The 18234-nt window shown below is 69.3% G+C and carries 16 protein-coding genes; 4 read left to right on the plus strand and 12 right to left on the minus strand.

Going from position 1 to position 18234, the window contains the following annotated elements; all coding sequences use genetic code 11:
- Together GY24_RS14180 and greA are read left to right on the plus strand one after the other, a co-directional pair.
- Positions 1 to 338 (plus strand): DUF4307 domain-containing protein (locus GY24_RS14180; protein WP_161498750.1); only part of this gene is annotated, 338 nt, incomplete at its 5' end.
- 119 nt (positions 339 to 457) lie between these two features.
- Complete coding sequence (gene greA / locus GY24_RS14185) at positions 458 to 949, plus strand: transcription elongation factor GreA (RefSeq protein ID WP_083364614.1); 492 nt, start codon at positions 458 to 460, stop codon at positions 947 to 949.
- An 83-nt stretch (positions 950 to 1032) separates the two neighbouring features.
- Here greA and ilvA read toward each other — a convergent pair whose 3' ends face one another.
- From ilvA to GY24_RS14215, 6 genes are all read right to left on the minus strand, one after another.
- Entirely contained in the window at positions 1033 to 2292 is a 1260-nt protein-coding gene (gene ilvA / locus GY24_RS14190) for a threonine ammonia-lyase (protein ID WP_193953596.1), read from the minus strand.
- Entirely contained in the window at positions 2285 to 3595 is a 1311-nt protein-coding gene (locus GY24_RS14195; RefSeq protein WP_104476856.1) for an AI-2E family transporter, read from the minus strand. Before GY24_RS14195 ends, ilvA begins: the two co-directional genes overlap by 8 nt.
- 9 nt (positions 3596 to 3604) lie before the next feature.
- A complete protein-coding gene (locus tag GY24_RS14200; protein ID WP_104476858.1) occupies positions 3605 to 4666 on the minus strand; it encodes an ABC transporter ATP-binding protein in 1062 nt (353 codons plus the stop codon).
- On the minus strand, positions 4663 to 5442 hold the full coding sequence (locus GY24_RS14205) for an ABC transporter permease (protein ID WP_104476878.1): 780 nt from the start codon (positions 5440 to 5442) through the stop codon (positions 4663 to 4665). Before GY24_RS14205 ends, GY24_RS14200 begins: the two co-directional genes overlap by 4 nt.
- A gap of 68 nt (positions 5443 to 5510) precedes the next feature.
- Positions 5511 to 6440, minus strand: a complete 930-nt coding sequence (locus tag GY24_RS14210; protein WP_112287920.1) for an ABC transporter permease — start codon at positions 6438 to 6440, stop codon at positions 5511 to 5513.
- A gap of 53 nt (positions 6441 to 6493) precedes the next feature.
- Positions 6494 to 7600: an ABC transporter substrate-binding protein gene (locus GY24_RS14215; RefSeq protein ID WP_233279378.1), complete on the minus strand. Its 1107-nt coding sequence runs from the start codon at positions 7598 to 7600 to the stop codon at positions 6494 to 6496.
- A 254-nt stretch (positions 7601 to 7854) separates the two neighbouring features.
- Here GY24_RS14215 and GY24_RS14220 point away from each other — a divergent pair, with 254 nt between their 5' ends.
- The gene (locus GY24_RS14220) at positions 7855 to 9051 is read left to right on the plus strand and encodes a winged helix-turn-helix domain-containing protein (protein WP_104476862.1); all 1197 of its coding nucleotides are present in this window, start codon (positions 7855 to 7857) and stop codon (positions 9049 to 9051) included.
- A 78-nt stretch (positions 9052 to 9129) separates the two neighbouring features.
- Here the strand turns inward: GY24_RS14220 and GY24_RS14225 are convergent, their stop codons facing one another.
- From GY24_RS14225 to GY24_RS14250, 6 genes are all read right to left on the minus strand, one after another.
- Positions 9130 to 10554, minus strand: a complete 1425-nt coding sequence (locus GY24_RS14225) for an NAD(P)/FAD-dependent oxidoreductase (RefSeq protein WP_104476864.1) — start codon at positions 10552 to 10554, stop codon at positions 9130 to 9132.
- A 128-nt stretch (positions 10555 to 10682) separates the two neighbouring features.
- Positions 10683 to 12338: a dipeptide ABC transporter ATP-binding protein gene (locus GY24_RS14230; protein WP_104476866.1), complete on the minus strand. Its 1656-nt coding sequence runs from the start codon at positions 12336 to 12338 to the stop codon at positions 10683 to 10685.
- Positions 12335 to 13201 carry an ABC transporter permease gene (locus tag GY24_RS14235; protein WP_104476868.1) on the minus strand — a complete coding sequence of 289 codons (867 nt, stop codon included), beginning with the start codon at positions 13199 to 13201 and terminating at the stop codon, positions 12335 to 12337. The genes GY24_RS14230 and GY24_RS14235 overlap by 4 nt, the downstream gene beginning before the upstream one ends.
- Entirely contained in the window at positions 13198 to 14154 is a 957-nt protein-coding gene (locus GY24_RS14240; protein WP_104476870.1) for an ABC transporter permease, read from the minus strand. Before GY24_RS14240 ends, GY24_RS14235 begins: the two co-directional genes overlap by 4 nt.
- A 99-nt stretch (positions 14155 to 14253) precedes the next feature.
- Entirely contained in the window at positions 14254 to 15918 is a 1665-nt protein-coding gene (locus tag GY24_RS14245; protein ID WP_104476872.1) for an ABC transporter substrate-binding protein, read from the minus strand.
- A 17-nt stretch (positions 15919 to 15935) separates the two neighbouring features.
- Positions 15936 to 17597, minus strand: coding sequence for an amidohydrolase (locus GY24_RS14250; protein WP_104476874.1), 1662 nt, complete (start codon positions 17595 to 17597; stop codon positions 15936 to 15938).
- 194 nt (positions 17598 to 17791) lie between these two features.
- On the opposite strand from GY24_RS14250, the gene GY24_RS14255 reads away from it, so the two are divergent.
- Positions 17792 to 18234: TetR/AcrR family transcriptional regulator (locus tag GY24_RS14255; protein ID WP_233279379.1), on the plus strand; the 443-nt coding region annotated here is incomplete at its 3' end.

Here is an 18234-nt window from a genome sequence, read left to right on the forward strand (position 1 = left end):
GCCTGACGCTGATCATCTCGGCGGCCGTGTTCGCCGTCGTGCTCGTCGCCTGGGTGGTCTGGGCCGGCCTGGACGGCAGCAAGCCGATGGTCGAGGCCCGGGATGTTGCCCACACGGTGATCGACGATCAGACCGTCCGGGTCGACTACGAGGTGTCGATGCCGATCGGCGAGAGCGCCAGCTGCGCGGTGCAGGCCCTCAATGAGGACTTCACCGTCGTCGGCTGGAAGATCGTCGACGTGCCGGCATCCGACCGCTTCACCCAGGCCTTCAGCGACACCGTGCGCACTGCCCTCCCGGCCAACACAGGGTTGATTTTCCGCTGCTGGCTCGCCTAAAATAAGGGTTTCGCCCCGGCTGACCAGTCGGGGCGTCAGCTTTACCCCGTGCACTATCACGAGCAACATTTCTGGCGATGCCCGGACTCCGTCCGCATCGCTCAATCCAAGGAGAAGCGATGGCATCCGACACGAGCGTTACGTGGCTGACACAGGAGGCCTTCGACCGCCTGAGCGCCGAGCTTGAGGCTCTCTCGACCACCGGCCGCGTCGAGATCGCCTCCAAGATTGAGTCTGCGCGCGAAGAGGGCGACCTCAAGGAGAACAGCGGCTACCACGCCGCCAAGGACGAGCAGGGCAAGCAGGAGGCCCGCATCCGCCAGCTCAAGGATCTGCTCAAGCGCGCCGAGGTCGGCGACGCCCCCGAGAGCAAGGGCATCGTCGAGACCGGCACCGTGATCACCGCGGTGATCGCCGGCGACGAGACCGTGTTCCTCATCGGCGACCGCGAGATCGCCGGCGACAGCGACTACGACGTGTACAGCCCGCAGAGCCCCCTCGGCGAGGCCATCCTCGGCCTCAAGGTCGGCGCGAGCACCAGCTACACTGCCCCGAACGGCAAGCAGATCGCCGTCGTGATCAACAACGTCGAGACCTGGTCCGGCCAGTAACGACCCGCACACGCGCAGAGCGCTGGGCGCCACCCCTCGGGGCGGCGCCCAGCGCTCTTTTCGTGTAACAGGTGCCGGAGCGGCTAGTTGCGGCGCTTGTCGAGCTTGGGCTCGTAGCCCTCCGCGCGGAGGGCCGCGATGACCTCTTCGACGTGGGACGGGCCGCGGGTCTCGACGGTGATGTCGAGCTCCACCTCGGTGATCTGCAGGTCGGGGCCGTGCTGGGTGTGCAGCACCTCGATCACGTTGGCGCGCACGCCAGCGAGGATGGCGGCGACGCGGGCGAGCTCGCCCGGGCGGTCCATCAGCATGACGCGCATGGTCAGGTAGCGGTCGGATGCCGCCAGGCCGTGGCTGATCACGCGCTGCATCAGCAGCGGGTCGATGTTGCCGCCGGAGAGGATCGCGACGGTGGTGCCGCTGTTCTTGATCTTGCCGGCCAGCATCGCGGCGACGGAGACTGCGCCGGCGGGCTCGACGACGAGCTTGGCCCGCTCCATCAGCACGAGCAGGGCGCGCGCGGCGTCATCCTCGCTGACGGTGACGATCTCATCGACGGCATCCCGGATCATCACGTAGTTCAGCTCGCCCGGGCGGTACACGGCGATGCCGTCCGCGATGGTCGGCTTCACCGGGATGTTGACCGGGGTGCCGGCGTCGAGCGAGGCGATGTAGGAGGCGGCGTTCTCGGCCTGCACGCCGATGACCTTCACCTGGCGTCCGCCGGCTGCCGCGTGCTGCTTGAACGCGCTGGCGACGCCGGAGATCAGGCCGCCGCCGCCGATCGGCACGACGACGGTGTCGAGGTCGGGCACCTGCTCGAGCAGCTCGAGCGCGATGGTGCCCTGCCCGGCGACGACGTCGGGGTGGTCATACGGCGGGATGAAGGTGCCGCCGGTCTCCTCGGCGAAGGCCGCGGCTGCGGCCAGCGTCTCGCCGAAGATCGAGCCGCTCAGCACCACCTCGGCGCCGTAGTCGCGGGTGGCCTCGAGCTTGGGCAGCGGCACGTTGGTGGGCATGAAGATCGTCGCCTTGATGCCGAGCTCGCGCGCGCCGAGTGCGACGCCCTGGGCGTGGTTGCCGGCGGATGCCGCGACGACGCCGCGCGCACGCTCTTCTGCGCTGAGTGCGGAGAGCCGGTTGAAGGCACCGCGGATCTTGTAGGAGCCGGTGCGCTGCAGGTTCTCGCACTTGAGCAGCACCGGCGAGCCGAGCACTTCGGAGAGGAAGCGCGAGGTCTCGACGGGCGTAATCTGAGCGACCGCCGCGACAGTTCCCCGAGCAATCTGCATCTCGGCCAGCGTGGGGCCGATCAGCGTGGAGGTTGTGGCGTTGTCAGTCATTGCGTCGATTCTCTTGCGTGGGGGCGGACGGGGTGGGTGTCTCGGTGCGGCGGTAGCCGGGCCGGGTCTGTGGGACGGTGCTCCAGAGCGGCGCGCTGGGCGCGGGTTGTGGGAATGGCGGAGTATTCCGCCAGACCCCGCTGGAGATGTAGTGCACCATGACGTTGAGCACGGCCGCGACGGGCACGGCGAAGAGTGCGCCGGGAATGCCGGCCAGCATCGAGCCGGCGGCGACGACGAGCACCACGGCCAGCGGGTGCACCTTGACGGCGGTGCCCATGATGAGCGGCTGCAGCACGTGGCCCTCGATCTGCTGCACCAGCAGCACGACACCGAGCATGGCCAGCGCGATCGGCCAGCCGTTGTAGATCAGGGCGATGGCGACGGCGACCGCACCGGTGGCGACGGCGCCGACGATCGGGATGAAGGAGCCGAGGAAGACGAGCACGGCGATCGGGATGGCCAGCGGCACCTGCAGCAGGGCCGCGCCCAGCCCGATGCCGACGGCGTCGATGGAGGCCACCAGGATCTGCACCTTGACGAAGTTGCCGAGCGTCGTCCAGCCGGCCTTGCCCGCGCCGTCGACGGCCGCACGGGCCCGGCGCGGGAAGATGCGCACGGCCCAGCCCCAGATGCCCTTGCCGTCGATCAGCATGAACAGGGTGGCGAACAGCGCGATCAGCATGCCGGCGACGAAGTGGCCGAGCGAGGATCCGAAGCTCAGCGCACCGCTGATGAAGATCTGGCTGTCCTGCTGGATGGCATCGATGACCTGCGCCAGGAAGGTGTTGATCTGCGTCTCGGTCAGCTGCAGCGGGGAGTCCAGCAGCGCCTGCTTCAGCTGGTTGAACGACTCGATGGCTCGCTCACTCAGCGCGCTCGAGCTGCGCGCGATCTGTGTGATCACGAGCACCATGAGCCCCGCGACGAGGGCCAGGATGCCGACCATCGCCACGGCGATGGAGAGGCCGCGCGGCCAGCGGTGGCGGTGCAGGAAGCCCACCAGCGGGCTGAGCAGCGCCGACAGCAGCACGGCCACCAGCACCGGGATCACGATCAGTCGCAGCTGGACGATGAGGAAGATGAGGACGGCGATCATGGCGCCGATCAGCAGCAGGCGCCACGACCAGGCCGCCCCGAGCCGAACGCCGGTCGGCAGCGACTGCGCGATCTGCTCCTCGCTCGGCAGCGCCTCCGCGGCCGGTGCTACTGTTGCCCCCGCCGAGAGCTGTACGGATTCTTTCCGTTTGGCACGCCACGGAAACCAACGCCCGCCCGTGCGTTTACCCGTTGAATCGGTCATTTGCACAGTCTATTGCCGCATATATGCCGTTTCGGTTGTGGAGCTGCGCGCGACGGCCCGGCCGCTCCATCCGATACCGAGGGACTCCCCCGGTTGCGGGTTCTGTCCGACGGAATGCTGCACCACGAGCACGGTCCCGTCGCCGAGCCGCACACTCGTCCGGCGCATCGACCCGAGGAAGCTGGAGGCCAGGACGACCGCGGGGATGCCGGCGGACGAGAGCTCGATGTCCTCCGGGCGCACCAGCACCTCGACGGTGCCCGCGGCATCCGCATGCTCCAGCAGGGGAACCTGGTGCCCGTAGAGATCGACCATGCCGCCACGGGCGACACCGCGGACGCGGTTGCTCTGCCCGACGAAGCGCGCCACGAACGGGGTGGCCGGGCGGGTGTAGAGCTGTTCCGGCGAGCCGATCTGCTCGATGCCGCCCGCGTTCATCACGGCGACGCGGTCCGAGATCGCCAGCGCCTCCTCCTGGTCGTGGGTGACGAAGACGGTGGTGATGCCGAGGCGCAGCTGGATGCGCCGGATCTCCTCGCGCAGCTGCTCCCGCACCTTCGCGTCGAGGGCCGAGAGCGGCTCGTCGAGCAGCAGCACCCGGGGCTCGGTCACCAGCGCCCGCGCCAGGGCGACCCGCTGCTGCTGGCCGCCGGAGAGCTGGTGCGGGTAGCGCTCGGCGTGCGCGCCGAGGCCGACCAGCTCCAGCATCGCCAGCGCCCGGCTCTCGGCCTCGCGTGCCCGCATCCGGCGCATCGCCAGCCCGAACATCACGTTCCGCACTGCGCTGAGGTGCGGGAAGAGCGAGTACGACTGGAACACCATGCCGATGTCGCGCTTGTTCGTCGGCTGCCGGGAGACGTCGGCGCCGTTGACGAGCACGGCGCCGGACGTGGCATCCTCGAGGCCGGCCAGTACGCGCAGCGCGGTCGTCTTGCCGCAGCCGGAGGGCCCGAGCAGCGAGACGAGCTCGCCCGGGCCGACGGTGAGGTCGAAGCCGTGCAGCACTCGCTGCTTGCCGTAGCTCTTGGAAACGTCGGAGAACTCGACGGTGCTGCCGGTGTGCGCGTTCATGGGGTCACTTTCTCGGCTGATGTGGGCGGGCGGGTGCCGCGGCGCACGCCGATGGATGCGGTTCGGTCGATCACGAGCAGCAGCGCGAAGGCGAAGCCGAGCGCGAGCAACGAGAGGATCACGGCCACGTAGGGGTCCTGCTTGTTGACGACGAAGAGCGCCGTCTGCAGGTTGGGCCGGTTCAGCAGCGACGCGATGGTGAACTCGCCGAGCACGACCGCGACGGCGATGAGCAGGGAGGCGAGGATGCCGGTGCGGAGGTTCGGGGCGAGCACGCGCAGCAGCACCGTGCCCCAGCCGGCGCCCAGTGAACGGGCGGCCTCGGCCAGGGTGGCGATGTCAACGGCGTCGATGTTGGCCTGGATGGCGCGGTAGGCGTAGGGCAGCACGGTGATGCCGTAGGCCAGGGAGAGCGGCCAGATGCCCGTTCCGATGGTGCGGCCGATCACGAGGTAAACCGGGGCCAGGCCGACCACCAGAACGATCGCGGGGATCGAGATGGGCAGCAGGCAGAGGAACTCGAACGGGCGGCGGAGGCGCGGGAACCGCAGCGCGATCAACACCATCGTCGGCAGCACGAGCAGGAGCACGATCGCGGCGGCGCCGATGCAGAGCACCAGCGAGTTGCCGAGCCCGATCCAGATCGGGCTGTAGCTGGCCCGGTTCGCCGGGTCGAACAGCGCGAACCAGTGCACCAGGCTGTGGCCGCCGTCGCCGTCGCGCAGTGTGAACTCCGCCATCGAGACGAGCGGGATGGCGAAGAGCAGGCCGATCATCCAGACGATCACCCGGCTGCCGACGGCGCCGGGGGCGAGCGCGGGCGGGCGCTCCCGCACGGCGCCGGTCACTTCTGCCACCGGGCCGCACGGCCCTGCACGACGGCGTACGCCCACATCACGAGGCCCATCACGACGATCATGCCGAGGGCCAGGGCACCCGCCAGGTTCTCCCGGCCGAGCACCGTCTCGCTGGTCAGCGCCGCCCGGATCTGCAGCGGCACGATCTGCGAGCCCTGGCTCGCCAGCGCGGCCGCGGTCGCGTAGGAGGAGAAGGCGTTGGCGAAGAGCAGCAAGAAGCTGGCCAGGAACGACGGGGCGAGCACGGGGAAGGCCACCCGCCGCCAGAAGGCGGCGCGGGTGCCGCCGAGCGTCAGCGTCGCCTCCACCCAGGTGCCCTTCAACGCGGTCAAAGCCGGCATGAACGTGATCACCATGAGCGGCACCTGGAAGTAGATGTACGGCAGCACCAGCCCGGGCAGGCCGTAGATCCAGGCGCCCTCCGCGAAGATGTCGATGCCCCAACTCTCGCGCAGCCAGACGGTGACGAGGCCCTGCAGCCCGATCGTCGCGACGAAAGCAAAGGCAAGCATGACGCCGCCGAACTGGGCCAGCACGCCGCTCAGCGCGGCGACCGTCGCACGCACGGAGCCGTCGGCGCGGAATCCGAGCAGCGCGTAACAGAGCAGGGCGCCCAGCACCGCGCCGAGCACAGCGGTCAGCAGTGAGAGGCCGATCGAGTTGGCGAAGGTGGCCACGATGACCGGCTCCGCGAGGGCGGCCACGTTGTCCAGGGTGAAGCCGCCATTCGAATCGAAGAAGCCGCTGCCGACCGCGAGCACCGTCGGCACGGCGAGGAAGAGCAGCAGGTAGCTGGCGAACGGCAGCAGGCCGAGGATGTCGGCGCGGATGCGGCGCACCCGCGGGGCGGGGGGAACGCGCCGCAGGGGCTGGCCGGACTGGCCAGCCCCGACGGGCGTCGTTGTCAGTAACGACATGCGTGTCTGAGCGTCAGTGAGTCTGAGTGTCAGTGTGTCTGGGTGTCCGCGCGTCAGTTGACGGCCGCGGCCCAGACCTGGCCGAGCAGCGTGCCGGCTGCGGTGCTCTGCTTCTCGGTCGGCACGACGGTGTCGGCCGGGCTGTCCGGGAGGGCGGCGAAGAGCTTCTCGTCGATCGTTCCCGCATCCGCCATGGCGTCGGCGCGCACCGGGCGCGCACCGCCGGCGAGCCAGAGGTTCTGGCCCTCGTCGCTGTAGAGGAACTCCTGCCAGAGGCGGGCAGCAGCAGGGTGCGGGGCGTCCTTGTTGATCGCCTGGTTGTAGTAGCCGGCGTAGCCGGTGCCGGGCAGGATGACGACCTCCCAGTTCTTGTTGTCGGCCTTGTGCGCGGCGTTCAGGTAGTCCCAGTCGAAGACGACGGGGGTCTCACCGGATGCCACGGTGGCGGTGGTCACGTCGACCTTGAGCATGTTGCCCGCGGCGTTGAGCTCGCCAAAGAAGTCGATGCCGGGCTGGAAGTCGTCCAGGGTCCCGTCACTCTGCACGGTGGCGAGCCCGACAGCGGCGAAAGCGGCGCCGGCCTGGGTCGGGTCGCCGTTGATCGCGACGGCGGCCTTGTAGTCCGCGCCGAGCAGGTCCTGGAGCGCGGCGGGGGCGTCGAACTTGGACGAGTCGTAGCCGATGGACATGTACCCGCCGTAGTCGCCGACGAAGAGGCCGGACGCCTCCTTGAGCGCATCGGGGATGTCGCCCCACGTGGCGACCTGGTACGGCGCGAACTGCGCCGTGTTCTGCAGGGCGACGGTGAGGCCGAGGTCGAACACGTCCGGCGCGGTGTCCAGGCCGGCGTTGGTCTTGGCCGCCTGGATCTCCTCGGCGCTGGAGACGTCCGGAGACTGCTCGGTGATGGTGATGCCCGGGTACTTGGCGCTGAAGGCGTCCAGCACGGCGCCGTAGTTGGCCCAGTCGCGCGGCAGGGCGATCACGTTGAGCGCGCCCTCCGCGTTCGCTGCCGCCTCCAGGTCGGCGAGGGTCCCGAAGCTGCTGAGGCTGGTGGCCGTTGCGGCATCGGCCCCGCCGGCTCCCGGCGTCGAGGTCTCACCGGCACAGGCGGTGAGGGCCAGGGTCAGGGCGGCTGCGGTTGCGATGCCAGCGACCAAAGTGCGCTTGGTAAACACGTGTCCTCCGGTGGGTCGCGGCGGCCGCTCCTGCTGTGTGGGGCGTTGGAACCGTTGCGAGCCTCTGCGAGAGTACGGAGGGCACATTTCCGCTTGGCTGTTGCGGCGTGAACGGCCGGTGAAGCGCGGATGGAGCGCGCGTGCGGGGCGGTTGCTGCGCTGTTGCGGGGCTGTTTCGGTGCCGTGGCCGGGGCGCGGTTCGATGGTGTCGGATGCCGGCGCTAGTGTCGTTTCTCATGGTGAACACTGTCTCCGCGGCATCCGCCCGCCGCATCGCCCTGGCCGCGCAGGGCTTCGCCCGGCCGCGCCCCGCCGCCGTCGGCAAGCGTCAGCTGAACGCGCTGATCGGGCGGATCGGGCTGCTGCAGCTCGACTCGGTCAACGTCTTCGAGCGTTCGCACTACCTGCCGGTGTTCGCCCGGTTGGGCGCGTACGACAAGGCCGCGCTCGACGCGCTGACCTTTGCCCGGGGCGGCGACTACGTCGAGTACTGGGCGCATGAGGCGGCGGTGATCCCGGTGGAGACATGGCCGCTGCTGCGCTGGCGGATGCAGCACTACCGCGACAAGCACGTCGCCGACCTCTCGGCGTGGGCGCATGCGAACGCCCCCATGATCGACTGGCTGAAGGCGGAGCTCGCCGAGAAGGGGCCGATGCCGGCCAGCGCGATCGAGCACGACGCGAACAAGAGGAGCGGCCCGTGGTGGGGCTGGTCGGATGTGAAGATCGGGCTCGAGGTGCTGTTCCGCTGGGGCGAGCTGGCCTCGGCCGGACGCACCCGGTTCGAACGGAACTACGCGCTTCCGGAGCAGGTGCTGCCGGCCTCCGTGCTCGAGAAGTCGGTGCCCCGCGCGGAGGCGCAGCGTGAGCTCGTGCGGCATGCGGCCGTGGCACACGGCATCGGCACCGCCGGCGACTTCGCAGACTACTTCCGGATGGGGCGCGCCGACACGGTGGCGGCCGTGCAGTCGCTGGCAGAGGAGGGCGTGCTGCTGCCCGTGAGCGTGGAGGGCTGGAAGCAGCAGGCTTGGCTGCACCGCGACGCCCGCGTGCCGCGCCGGGTGGAGGCGTCCGCGCTGCTCTCGCCTTTCGACCCGGTGGTGTGGGACCGCAAGCGCGCGGAGCGGCTGTTCGGCTTCCACTACCGGATCGAGATCTACACGCCGGCGCCGCAGCGGGTGTTCGGCTACTACTCGCTGCCGATCCTGCTCGGCGAGAAGGTGGTCGGCCGGATCGACCTGAAGAACGACCGGCAGGCCGGCGTGCTGCGGGTGCAGTCCGCCTGGCACGAGGAGGGCGTCTCCCCCGACATCGCTGGCCAGGTGGCGCCGCTGGTGCGCGCCGCCGCCGAGTGGCAGGGGCTCACCGACGTGACTGTGAACGACTGGGGCACGCTCGCGCTGCCCCTGGCCGCCGAGCTCGCCCGCGTCTGAGCGCGCCGGCGGCAGAACCCACGTCGGCTCGAGGGCGCCGCGCGCTCCCTCGAGCCAACGGGGGGGGGGTGGGGCCCGCTAGGAGTCGAAGCCGAGGCCCAGCGAGTCCAGCGTCTTCAGCAGCAGGTTGCGCTTGCCCTCGCGGTGGTCGGCCCGGTCGAGCGACCAGCGGGTGAGGTTGATGCCGATGGATGCCGCCGGCTCGGGCGGGAACGGCATCCCGCGCTTGCGCACCATCTCGAGCTCGGTGCGCTCGGTCTTCTCCCCCGCCAGCTTGTCGAGCATGACGTCGGCACCGAAGCGGGCCGCGCCCACGCCGAGGCCGGTGAACCCGGCGGCATACGCCACCCGCCCCTTGCGCGCCACCCCGTAGAACGCGCAGAAACGCGTGCTCGCATCGATGGCCCCCGCCCAGCGGTGCGTGAACTTCACGCCCTCCAGCTGCGGAAACGTGGTGAGGAAGTGGGAGGCCAGCTTCTCGAAGCTCTCCGGGCGGTCCTCGTACTCGGTCTTGACCTTGCGGCCGGCGTGGTAGATCGCGTCGTAGCCACCGAACAGGATGCGGTTGTCGGCGCTCAACCGGTAGTAGTGGAACTGGTTGGCCATGTCGGCCAACCCCTGCCGGCGCGTCCAGCCGATGCTCTCCATCTGTGCCTCGCTGAGCGGCTCCGTCATCAGCACGTAGTCGTAGACGGGCACCGTCATCAGCGCGTTGCGCTTGAGCAGCGACGGGAACACGTTGGTGGCCAGCGCCACCTGCGGCGCCCGCACCGTGCCGTGCTCGGTGACGACCGAGATCAGCTCGCCCTCCTCGTCGATGCGCTGAACGGCCGTGTTCTCGTGGATCGTGACGCCGAGCTCGACGCAGACGCGGGCCAGCTCGGCGGCGAGCTTGGCCGGGTGCACCATCGCGCAGCCGTCCTTCTCCCAGTGGCCGGCCAGGAACGTTGGCGACGCGATCTCGGCCTGGATGGCCGCGCTGTCGGCGAACAGGTTCTCGTCGGTGCCGTCGCCGGCGATCCACTCGACCTGGTGCGGCTCCACGGCGACGGCGATCATGCCGGTGCGCTCGAAGTCGCAGTCCATGCCGTAGCGGGTGATGGTCTCCGCGATCGCGTCGAGGTTCTCCAGGCCGAGCCGGGTCAGCGTCTCCATCTCGTCCGGCCAGCGGGACTGCCCGTTCTCCTCGCCGTGGGTGAGGCTCGCCTCGCAGAACCCGCCATTGCGCCCGGATGCCGCCCAGCCGATCGTCTCCGATTCGAGCAGTGTCACGGTGCGCCCGGGTGTGCGCTCCACCGCGCGGAGGGCCGTCCACAGCCCGGTGTACCCGCCGCCGACGACCACAAGGTCGGCCGCGGCGTCGCCCGCGAGTGCCGGGTATTCCGTGCGCCCCTCTGCGATGTCGTCGAGCCAGAACGGCCGTGGCACGGCGCCCTCCAGCGCCTGCTTGACGGCGGCCCGGGAGGGGGCTGATCGTTCGAATACCGTGCGGTGCGCGGTCACTGTGCATCCTTTTCGTTGTGTGTGCTTCGTTGTGTGTGTGTGCTTTGTAGCGTTTCGACGGGCAAGCTCGCCCGTCAGGGGCTGCTGCGGGTTGGACCCCACAGCACATGTCTAGCGGTCGGCGGCGCTCAGGCGTTCGCTGCGGCAGATTCCCGCGGGTCACTCTCCCACGCCGGGCGCGGGATTGAGTCGAGCAGGAGGCGGGTGTACGGGTGCTGCGGTGCGGCCAGCAGCTGCACCGACTGCCCGCGCTCCACAATCTCTCCGGCCTTCATGACCACCGTCTCATCGCACACTCGGCGCACGACGGCGAGGTCGTGGCTGATGAAGAGCACGGTGAGGCCGCGGGCCTTGCGGATGTCGGCCACGAGGTCGAGCACCTGGGCCTGCACCGACACGTCGAGTGCGCTGGTCGCCTCGTCCATCACGAGGACATCCGGCTCGATGGCCAGCGCGCGGGCGATCGCGACCCGCTGGCGCTGACCGCCAGAGAGGGTGCGTGGCCTCGCGTCCGCATACTGCTCGGCGAGCCCGACCTGGTCGAGCAGCTCCAGCACGCGGCTGCGGGCCGCGCGCGAGTCGAGTGTGCCGTGCAGTCGCAGGGCGTCCTCGATCGAGCGGCCGGCCGCGATCCGCGGGTCCAGCGAGAGATACGGGTCCTGGAAAACCATCTGCACGGAGCGGGCGTGTGCAAGCCGTTCGGCGCGGGTGCGGGGCACCGTGGTGCGATCGCGGCCGTCGACACGGATGCCGCCGGCGTCGGCGCTCTCGAGCCCGACGATCATGCGCGCCAGCGTCGACTTGCCCGAGCCGGACTCACCGACGACGCCGAGGGCGCCACCGCGCGGGATCGACACGGAGACGGCCTTCACGGCGTCCACCGTCGCCTTGCCGCGACGCCGGTAGGACTTGCTGAGTCCCTCGACCGCGAGCATCGGTTCTGTCTCGCCCTGGCCGGCCGCGGTGAGCGTGCCGCTCTGCTGTGCCAGCGCCGCCGTCTCCGCGGCGCTCAGCGAGATGCTCGGCGTCGCCTCGATAAGCCGCCGGGTGTACGGCGTCTGCGGGTTCCCGAAGACCGCGCGCGCCGTGCCGTGCTCCTCGACCTTGCCGCCGGACATGACGTAGACGCGGTCGCAGAGAGACGCCGCGAGGTTCAGGTCGTGCGTGATGAACAGCATGCCCATGCCGCGGCTGGCGCGCTGCTCGGAGAGCACGGCGACGATCTCGGCCTGGGTGGTGACGTCCAGGGCCGTGGTCGGCTCATCGCAGATCAGCAGCTGTGGCGAGCTGGTGAGCGCGCCGGCGATCATGACGCGCTGCAGCATGCCGCCGGAGAGCTCATGCGGGTGTTGGTGCATGTGGTCTTCCGGGCGCGGCAGGCGCACGGCGGCGAGGAGCTCCTTGGCGCGGGCGTTGGCCTCGGCGGCCGATTTCCCCTCGCAGAGGCGCAACGCCTCAGTGAGGTGGTCGCCGATGGTACGCATCGGGTTGATGCCGGCCCGCGGGTCTTGGAAGATCATGGACGCGGTGTGCCGGCGCAGCTCGAGCAGCTCCGCCACGGACGCCCCGAGCACCTCGGTCTGCCCGAGGCGGACGGACCCAGTGGTCCGCGCCTGGTCGGGGAGCAGGCCGATCACGGCGCGTGCGGTGAGAGACTTACCCGAACCTGACTCGCCGACGAGGCCGACGGTCTCGCCCTCCTCGATCCTCAGGCTGATGCCGTCGAGCAGCCGGCTGCCGTTCGGCAGGTCCAGCGTCAGCTCGCTGATCTCCAAGAGCGTCATGCGGGAACTCCCCCACCGATGCGATCAGACAATTCTTCTCCGATGATGTTGACGGCGACGACGACGATCACGACGGCCACCGCTGGCACGATCGCCGGCAGGAAGTAGCCGCCGGTCAGTCCTGCCTGGGCCTCGTTGATCATGGCTCCCCAGTCGGCCGTCGGCGCTTGCACGCCGAGGCCGAGGAAGGAGAGTCCGGCGAGCTCGGCGAGCACGTAGCCGAAGTTGAGTGTGGACTGCGCGCCGACGATCGGCGTCACATTGGGCAGCACCCGGCGCAGAGCGATCCATGGCCCGCTGAAGCCCTGCACTCGGTAGGCAGCCACGTAGGGGCGGCTGCGCTCGGAGACGATGAGCTGGCGGGTCAGGCGTGCCACGAACGGGGCGTAGGCGATGCTCATCGCGATGACGGGCGCGACCAGGCCTTTGCCGAACAGTGCGACGGCCATGATGGCGATGAGCAGCGACGGGAAGGCGAAGATGACATCGAACAGACGCCCGAGCACCGAGTCGATCCAGCCGCCGCGCCACCCTGCCAGGAGGCCGAGCAGGATGCCGAGGATGGTCGAGAACACGACCACCAGCAACGGGCCGAGCAGGGCTGTCCTGGCGCCGAAGATCATTCGGCTCAGGGTGTCGCGTCCCAGCGAGTCGGTGCCGAGCCAGTGTGCCGGGCTCGGCCCCTGGTAGACCGCGCTCAGGTTGACGAAGTTGGGGTCGTACGGGGCGATGAACGGGGCGAAGACTGCCGCCAGCGTCATCACGACGAGGACGCCGAGGCTGACGGTGTACCAGCTGGCGGCCCTCTTCAGTCGTGGGGCGCGCATCATGCGCACGGCCATGGTTGGTGTCGGTGCGCTCATCGGGCGCTCCCTCCTGCCGCTGAACGCGGGTCGATCCACGGTTCGAGGACGTCGATGATGCCGTTCACGACGACGAATGCCGTCACGACGAGCAACACGATCGCCTGCACGACAGGGAAGTCGAGTCGGTCGACGGACTGCACTAGCAGAGAGCCGATGCCGGCGACGCCGAAGGCCGCCTCGACGATGGAGCTGGCCACGAGCAGACCAGCCACGAGCAGGCCGCTGACGGTGAGGATGGGGCCGATGGCGTTCCTGAACACGTGGCGGCGGATCACGACGGCGCGGCGGAGCCCGCGGCTGGTGGCCACCTCGACGTGCTCGCGGCCCAGCTGCTCGACCATCGAGGAGCGCGTCACCTTGCCCACCAGCACGACGAAGACGAGCGCCAGCGCGATCGAGGGCAGCGTGAGGTGGTAGATCGTGTCGGCGAAGCCCTCGCCGGACCCGAATGTCGGGAACCAGCCCAACTGAACGGCGAAGATGGCGATCAACACGATCGCCCCGACGAAGGAGGGGATGGCGCCCAGCATGGTCAGCCCGATCAGGATGGCCCGGTCGAGCGGCCGGCCCCGGTTGAGCGAGGCGATGATGCCCGAGGTCAAACCGAGGACTCCGATGATGAGCCCGGCCATGACGACGAGCATCAGGGTGACGGGCAACCGCTCACCGACGACGACCGAAACGTCCTGCCGGAACTGCAGCGAGCGGCCGAAGTCGCCCTGCAGGATCCCGGTGAGCCAGTTGATGTACTGCTGCCAGACCGGCAGGTTCAGGCCGTACTGCTCCGTCACCGCTGCGATGGCCTCTGGGCTGGGCTTGCGACCGCGCAGCAGGAAGCTAACGGGGTCACCGGGGACGAGGAAGCGGGAGAAGAAGACGAGGAGGGAGACGAGGAACAGGGTGAGGACGAGCGAGCCGAGCTTGCCGCCGATCCGACGTGCGAGCATCATCGCGCACCTCCTCTGCTGAGTTCTGGGGTGTTGAAGGGAAGCGGGGTGGGCAGCCCCGCCCCGCCGGCCCGGAGGCGCGACGGGGCGGGGCTGTTCTTGCTAGCGAGCGCCAATGGTCGCCGCCCATGGGTAGTAGAGGAACGCGATCGACGGGGCAACGCCGGTCACGCGCTCGCCCATGAACATCGGCATCGGGCCGGTGAACAGCGGCAGCCAGGGCAGCTCTGCGTTGGCGATGACCTGCGCCTGGGCGGTGAGCTCGGAACGCGCCGCCGGGTCGTCGACGCCGAGGGCCTCAGAGACGATGGCGTCGAACTCGGGGTTGGACCAGTTGCCGTAGTTGCTGAACTCGCCGGTGCGCAGGACGCCGTACATCTCCAGCGGGTCCGGGCTCGAGAGGTACCAGACGGTGTAGAACAGGTCGACACCCTCACGGGCACTCGGGTCGGAGAACAGCGCGGTGTAGGCACCGGGGGTGACCGTCTGGATCTTCACCTTCAGCCCGATCGCCTCGGCGGCGGCAGCAGTCGCCTGGGCGATGATGTTGAAGTCGGAGCCGATCGGGGCCGTGACGTAGGTGAGCTCTTCGCCCGCGAAGCCGGACTCCTCGACCAGCTTCTTGGCCGCCTCGAGGTCGTAGGGGTAGTTCTCGATGCTGTCGAACGCTTCGGTCACCGCAGCGTCGCTCGCCTCGCCCCACACGGACTTCGTCGTGTGCACGTCGGAGATGTCGCCGACGCCCTTGGACGCCGCGTTGATGATGCCCTGGCGGTCGATGGCCATCAGCAGCGCCTTGCGCACGTTCGGGTCGCCAAGCGGGCCCTCCAGGTTGCTGACGACGAGGTTGGAGACCGCCGTCGACATGCCGAAGTACACCTCGCCGGCGCCGGAGTCGCGAAGCTGCGGCACGGCGTCGAACGGGATCATCCACGCGCCGTCGACGTCGCCGGACTTCAGCGCGTTCACCCGGGCCGTGGAGTCGTTGATGAAGACGAACTTGATCTCGCCCGACTTGGCGGTCAGGTCCTTGTCCCAGTAGTTGTCGTTGCGCTTGAGCGTGATGCTCTCGCCCTGCTGCCAGTTGTCGAGGCTGAACGGGCCGGTGCAGTTGACACCGCCAGAGGAGTTGCCGTAATCCGTGCCGGCCGCCGCGAGGGTCGCCGCGGACTCGACGACGCCGGCCGAGCCTCCCATGCCGAGGTTGAACTGCGAGTCAGGGATGCCCGTCGTCACCGTCACCTGCATGTCGCCGGTCTGCTCGATCGAGACGACGTTCTGGTAGACGGAGTACCAGGACGAGCCAACGGCGGGGTCGATGATGCGGTTCATCGATGCCACGACGTCGGCCGCGGTGAGCGGGGTTCCGTCGTGGAAGGTGACGCCGGGGCGGATGTTGTAGACCCAGGTCAGCGGGTCCGGGCGCTCGAACGACTCCGCGAGGCCGGGCGAGAGCGTGTAGTCCGGGTTCAGCCGGAGCAGCGATTCGCACACGTTGGCGAGCACCTGGTTGTCGGCGTAGTCGAAGGCGTAGGCGTAGTCGAGTGTGAACGGCTCGGCGTAGCTCGCCCAGCTGTACGAGTCGATGTCACCGGACGGCGCGGCCGTCTGGGTCGTCAGCTCCCAGTCGATGGCGCTGCCGCCGTCGTCCTGCGCGGCCGGGGCCGAGCAGGCGGTGAGGGCGAGCGCGGAGGCAACTCCGACCGCGATGAAGGCGGTGCGTCGACGCGCCGGCCGGCGCGTTGAGGCTGTGCGTGAGGTGGACATGCTGTGTACTCCCTTGGTCAGTCGTTGCGTGAATAGGCGAGGGTGCCGTCGATCCAGGTGGAGACCACGCTGGCGCTGTAGATCTCCTCCTGCGGAAGGCTGAAGGGGTTGGGTTCGATCACGACGAGGTTGGCGAGGTAGCCCTCGCGCACGGAGCCGGTGTCGTGGTCGCGGTGATTCACGTAGGCGGTGCCGGAGGTGTAGGCCGCCATCGCATCTGCGAGGCTGAGGCGCTGGTGCGCGCCACCGAGCGGCGGGGTGTCACCACCGGGGTAGATCCGGTTGACGGCGATGTGGATCGCCTCGATCGGGTTCGCGCTGGAGACGGGCCAGTCGCTGCCGGCCGCGAGGCGGGCGCCGTCGCGCACCAGGTCGCCGAAGGGGTACTGCCGGTCGACCGCGCCCTCTCGGAGGAACGGCAGGGTCAGCTCGTCCAGCTGGTCCTCGTGGGTTGCCCAGAGCGCCTGGATGTTGGCGACGGCGCCGAGCGGGGCGAATCGGCCGGTGTCACTCTCGTCGACGACCTGCAGGTGCGCCAGGTGGTGCCGGCCGTCGGTCTCACCGTTGGCCTCGCGCGCGGCATCCAGCGCATCGAGCGCTTCCTTGACGGCCCGGTCGCCGAGCGCGTGGAAGTGGACCTGGAAGTCGTCGGCGTCGAGCTGGGAGACAATCTCGCGGAGCAGCTCGGGGTCGACGAAGGAGAGACCGCTGTTGCCGGTGACGTGGCCGTGGCTGTCGCGGTACGGGGTGAGCATGGCGGCGGTCTGGTTCTCGGCGACGCCGTCGACCATGATCTTGACCGTGCCGAGCGAGAAGCGGTCCTCGTGACCGAGGGCCTTCACCGCTTCCCGGCGCTGGCGCATCTCCTCGACCTGCTCGAGACCGCCGGAGCGCTCCCACCACTGCGCGCCGACGACGTGGGCGCGCAGTGTGCCCTCGCGGACCGCCCGCTCGTAGACGCCCTGCAGATCCTCGACGCCGCTCACGGCACCGCCGATCAGCGCGTCCTGCCAGCCGGTGATGCCGAGGGAAATGAGCGCCTCCTGAGCGGCCAGCAGGCCGGCGTATGCAACATCCGCGCTGATCGACGGGCGCACGTGGGCGAAGAGCGTCTCAGCGCCCTCGTGGAAGGTGCCGGCCGGTGTGCCGTCGGCCTCGCGCTCGATTTTGCCGTCGGCGGGGTCCGGGGTCTCGGCGGTGATCCCCGCGAGGGCGATCGCCGCCGAGTTGGCCCAGGCGCTGTGGTGGTCGCGGCTGTTCAGCAGCACGGGCACATCGGGCACGACGGCGTCGAGCAGGGTGCGCACGGGGGCGCCGCCGGGGAAGTGGTCCATCGACCAGCCGCCACCGGCGATCCACTCGATGCCGGGGTTGGCCTCGAAATAGGCCTTCACCCTGGCGATGGACTCGTCGGCGCTCTCTGAGCCGCTGAGGTCACAGGTGAGCATCTCGACGCCGCCGCCGGCGGGGTGGATGTGTGCGTCCTGGAAGCCCGGTGCGAGCAGCGCGCCGTTCAGTTCGACAACCTGGGTGTTCTCGCCGATGAGGGCCGCCGCGTCCCCCTCGGGCACGATGGCGACGATGCGGCCATCGGACACCCCGACGGCACGACCCGTCAGCGGCTCACCGGAACCGGTGAAGACCGCACCACCTTGAAAAAGAATCTCTACAGCACTCACTCAGTTCCCGCTTCCTCGTCGAATGGGCCAGACGTGCCGAGACTATTCAGTGAAAGTCAATCTTGTCAACAGTGTTGACAACGCTGATGTACAACTCGTTATGCTGACTGCGTGCCACACCCCGTCATCGGAGCCGATGTCGCGAGCGAGCATGCCAGCATGGAACAACGACAGTTGACGATCGGATGGCGACTATGGCTACAGCGGTGAAGCGCCCGAGCGCGCACCCCAATGCAGGTGGGCCGGCGCGGGTTCCGCTCGACCGCGACAGGATCATTGCAGCGGGCCTGGAACTCGCCGCGAAGCCGGGGAGCCTCTCGATCTCGGTGCGTGAGCTCGGGAACAGACTGGGCACTGACCCGACCGCGATCTACCGGCACTTCCGCAACAAGGAGCAGTTGATGCAGGCGCTGCTGGACGAGGTCATCATGCGCAGCGTCACGGATGTGACCGCCGACCCCTCCGAATGGCAGGAACGACTGCGCCAGCTCGCCGCCGCCACGCTGCACCACTTCGTGCTTTACCCGGCGGTTGCGATCGAGGCGACCGTTCTCACCACGCAGGGCCCGGGCGAGCTGGGTGCGGTCGAGCTGATGCTCGACGCGTTCTCCCGCGCCGGCCTCGACGAGGACGAGAT

The organism is Microterricola pindariensis, from assembly GCF_002936985.1.
GTDB classification, from domain to species: Bacteria; Actinomycetota; Actinomycetes; order Actinomycetales; family Microbacteriaceae; genus Microterricola; species Microterricola pindariensis.